The organism is Microbacterium sp. H6, assembly GCF_003314775.1.
Classification (GTDB): Bacteria; Actinomycetota; Actinomycetes; order Actinomycetales; family Microbacteriaceae; genus Microbacterium; species Microbacterium oxydans.
This window is the reverse complement of sequence record NZ_QOAY01000253.1, coordinates 1-3,051: the sequence shown is the minus strand read 5'-3', so window position 1 is coordinate 3,051 and position 3,051 is coordinate 1. Positions and strand designations below refer to the sequence as shown.

Annotated in this window: 5 protein-coding genes; 2 read left to right on the top strand and 3 right to left on the bottom strand. The window is 68.5% G+C overall.

Annotated elements, in window-relative coordinates; all coding sequences use genetic code 11:
• Together DSP71_RS24105 and DSP71_RS15975 are read left to right on the top strand one after the other, a co-directional pair.
• Positions 1-230 (top strand): tyrosine-protein phosphatase (locus DSP71_RS24105; RefSeq protein WP_258546495.1); only part of this gene is annotated, 230 nt, incomplete at its 5' end.
• A gap of 59 nt (positions 231-289) precedes the next feature.
• Positions 290-760 (top strand): SIP domain-containing protein, encoded by a 471-nt coding sequence (locus tag DSP71_RS15975; protein WP_046749452.1) that lies wholly within the window; start codon positions 290-292, stop codon positions 758-760.
• Between the two features lie 72 nt (positions 761-832).
• On the opposite strand, the gene DSP71_RS15970 is transcribed toward DSP71_RS15975, so the two are convergent.
• From DSP71_RS15970 to DSP71_RS15960, 3 genes are all read right to left on the bottom strand, one after another.
• Entirely contained in the window at positions 833-1,276 is a 444-nt protein-coding gene (locus DSP71_RS15970) for a hypothetical protein (RefSeq protein WP_058631339.1), read from the bottom strand.
• The gene (locus DSP71_RS15965; RefSeq protein WP_046749450.1) at positions 1,273-2,076 is read right to left on the bottom strand and encodes an arginase family protein; all 804 of its coding nucleotides are present in this window, start codon (positions 2,074-2,076) and stop codon (positions 1,273-1,275) included. Before DSP71_RS15965 ends, DSP71_RS15970 begins: the two co-directional genes overlap by 4 nt.
• Before the next feature lie 64 nt (positions 2,077-2,140).
• Positions 2,141-2,884 (bottom strand): PspA/IM30 family protein, encoded by a 744-nt coding sequence (locus DSP71_RS15960; protein ID WP_046749449.1) that lies wholly within the window; start codon positions 2,882-2,884, stop codon positions 2,141-2,143.
• Between the last annotated feature and the right edge of the window lie 167 nt (positions 2,885-3,051).

Sequence of the window (3,051 nt, the reverse complement as noted above, 5' to 3'; positions counted from 1 at the left end):
GCACCCGGTGGATCGCCGACTACCTGCGCACGCAGCACCCGGAGGCTGTGCACGCGGTGGCGCTGGCCACGCAGTCGCCGGCGCCCGTGATGCGCCGTCTGCTCGCGCAGGTCGACGAACGATGGGGCTCGGCTGCCGGGTATCTGCGCGCGCAGGGGATGACCGACGATGAGCTCGACGCCCTGGCCGTCGCACTCGTCGAGCGCGAGCAGCGGCCGGAGCGTGCATGATCATCGCGCAGCGGCTACCAGGTTAGGCAAGCCTTCACTTGGTGTACGATGAAGACACCATGAACACCTCGCTCGAGACCCGCGGCACGCGCGCCGAACGTCGCGCAGCGCGTCGGCGCGCCCATCACCTGGTGACGGCTGATGAGAACTCCCTCACGGAGCTCGAGGTGTTCCTGACGACGCTGCCACTGTGCGCCTCCGGGCGCATCTTCATCGAGGTGCCGACGGTCGCCGACATCGGCGTCATCGAGGCTCCCGGTCGCATGACGGTCACGTGGCTCGCTCGTGAGCAGCGTTCCGGGGCTCCCGGAAGCAGCCGTGCGTGCGCAGCCGGTCAGGCGCTCACCCGTGCGACCTGCGCCTGGGCGGACGAGATGATGTGCGACGACGAGATCGAGACCCACGTCACGCTGCTCGGCGGTTACCTCGGCACGGCCGACATCGTCGAGCACCTGACGAGTCATCTCGAGGTCTCGCCGACGCTGATCCGTACCCCCGAGCGTTTCGGCCTGCTGCCCGCCGACCGCTGACTCCGCGTCCGCGCGCCTGATCCGAATCGGCCACTAGCGGCCTGAGACGTCCGTGCAGAGACCGTCGTAGGGTCAGCGCGTCCGTCGAACGTAGTTGCCGTCTTCGAGCCCTGCCTCGATCTCGAAGCGGTTGCGCAGGGGGTCACGCCCCGCGAGGAAGTACAGGATCGGCATCAGGAACCCGTAGCGGAGCCACTGCGCCTTGTGCACAGCCTCATGACGGAGCACGGCCTCGCTCGGTCGCACGTCTCCGGTCAGGAAGCAGCCGCCGACGCACACTCCGCCGCGATTGAACGTCCATGCCGGCATGCCCTGGAAGATCCACAGACCCGCCCGCCGTTCGACGGGTCCTGTGCTCCACAGCGAGCCCCACAGCCAGCCGACGGCGGTGCCCCACAGGTAGCCCAGGCGGCTGATCGGGGAGCGCAACAGGAAGGAGGGGATGCGGCGGTCGAGACGTCGGCCCCGGGCCAGGGCGGCACTCGCCGCGGGTCGCCAGTCAGGAGCCGTCGTCATGCCACCGCTCCGACCAGTCGCAGCAGTGCGCCGAGATCATCGACGGCATCGGCCGGTGACCTCGGTGCGAAACCTGCGATGGTCGCGCCCGCGAGCGGCACTTCCGAGCGCAGTGCGCGGATGGCGGTGCTCAGCGCGGCGGGGGACAGCCCGAACGGCACCGACGACGAGACACCGGCGAAGTCGGACGGATCGAGCACGTCGACGTCGATGTGCACCCAGACCCGTGACGCCCCGGTCGCGCGGACCGCGCCGAGCAGCGCCTCGGGATCTGCGAGGTCGTCGACGGAGAGATTCGTCAGAGGCGCGAGCTGCTCGACCTCCGCGTCATCGAGGTTCCGCATGCCCACGGTGATCACGCGATCGGCGGGGATCGCGGGCGAGAGCACGAGCTGCTCCTCGCCCTCGCCGAGCACAGCCCGCAGTGCCATGCCTGAGAAGGCACCGGAAGGGGACGTGTCCGGCGTGTGCATGTCGGCATGCGCGTCGCACCACACCACGGCGAGGTCGTCGGTTCCGCCCGGCAATGCGTCGAGCGCGGCGACGGTGATGCTGCAATCGCCCCCGATCACGACGGTGTCGGAGTCGATGTGCCCGTGCACGAGTTCACGAGTGCGCAGCAGAGCGCTCAGACGGCGTACACCTGTGCCGAGGGATTCACCGGCTTCGACAGGAACGTCGAGAACGGTCGTCGCCGCGCGGGGGAGATCTCCGGCGATCGCTGCAGCACCGTCCGTGAGAAGCATCGCGCGCGCTGCGGGCGAGCCCTGCCACTGCGGGATGACGAGGAATCGCACCATGAATGCCTCCGAAGAAGGGGGGACGGATGCCTCGGCCCGCGGCCGAGGCATCCGCCCGGTGATGTCAGTTGCCTTCGATGGCCTGGCGGGGAGCGCCGCCGCCGGCCTTGAGCTCGGCCAGACGTGCCTCGACCTCGGTCAGCTCGCCGAGATCCTCGAGGCTCTCGAACTGGGCGTCGAGGCTCGACGCTGCGAGCTCGATCTTGCCCTGAGCGATGGCCTCCTGGCGGCGGACCTTGTCTTCGAACCGTCCCAGCTCGCTGGTGGGGTCGAGCACGTTGATCGAGCCCACGGCGTCCTGGACGCGGGTCTGCGCCTCGGCGACCTTGGCACGGGCGAGGAGTTCGCTGCGCTTGTTCTTGAGCTCGACCAGCTTGTCCTTCATGCCGTTCAAGCCGCTCTTGAGCTTGTCCACGATCTCGGTCTGCGCTGCGATCTGCGGCTCGGCGCCGGTGGCCTCGCGCTCGGCGCTGATCTGACGCTGCAGAGCGATCTTGGCGAGGTTGTCGAACTTGTCCGCGTCGGCCGTGTTGCCGCTCGCGCGCATCTCGTCGGCCTTGCGGCTGGCGGCGAGAGCCTTGTTGCCCCACTCGGTCGATGCCTGGACGTCTTCCTCGTGGTCGCGCTCGAGCAGGCGCAGGTTGCCGATGGTCTCGGCGATCGCGGACTCGGCGTCGGCGATGCTGTTCGTGTAGTCGCGAACGAGCTGGTCGATCATCTTCTGCGGGTCTTCCGCAGAGTCCAGCAAGGAGTTGATGTTCGCGCGGACGAGGGTCGAGATACGTCCGAAGATGGACTGCTTGGTCATGCGTGGTTCCTTTCAGAGGGCGTCTTCGAGAGCTTGTCGTACATGTCTGTGTGGGGGATCAGAAGCGTCTACCTCCTGATCGGCCGCTGCGGCCGCTGCTGCGGGAGCCGCCTCCGAAACCGGAGCTCCGGAAGCCGCCGCCGGAGGAGCGCCATCCGCTGCTGCTT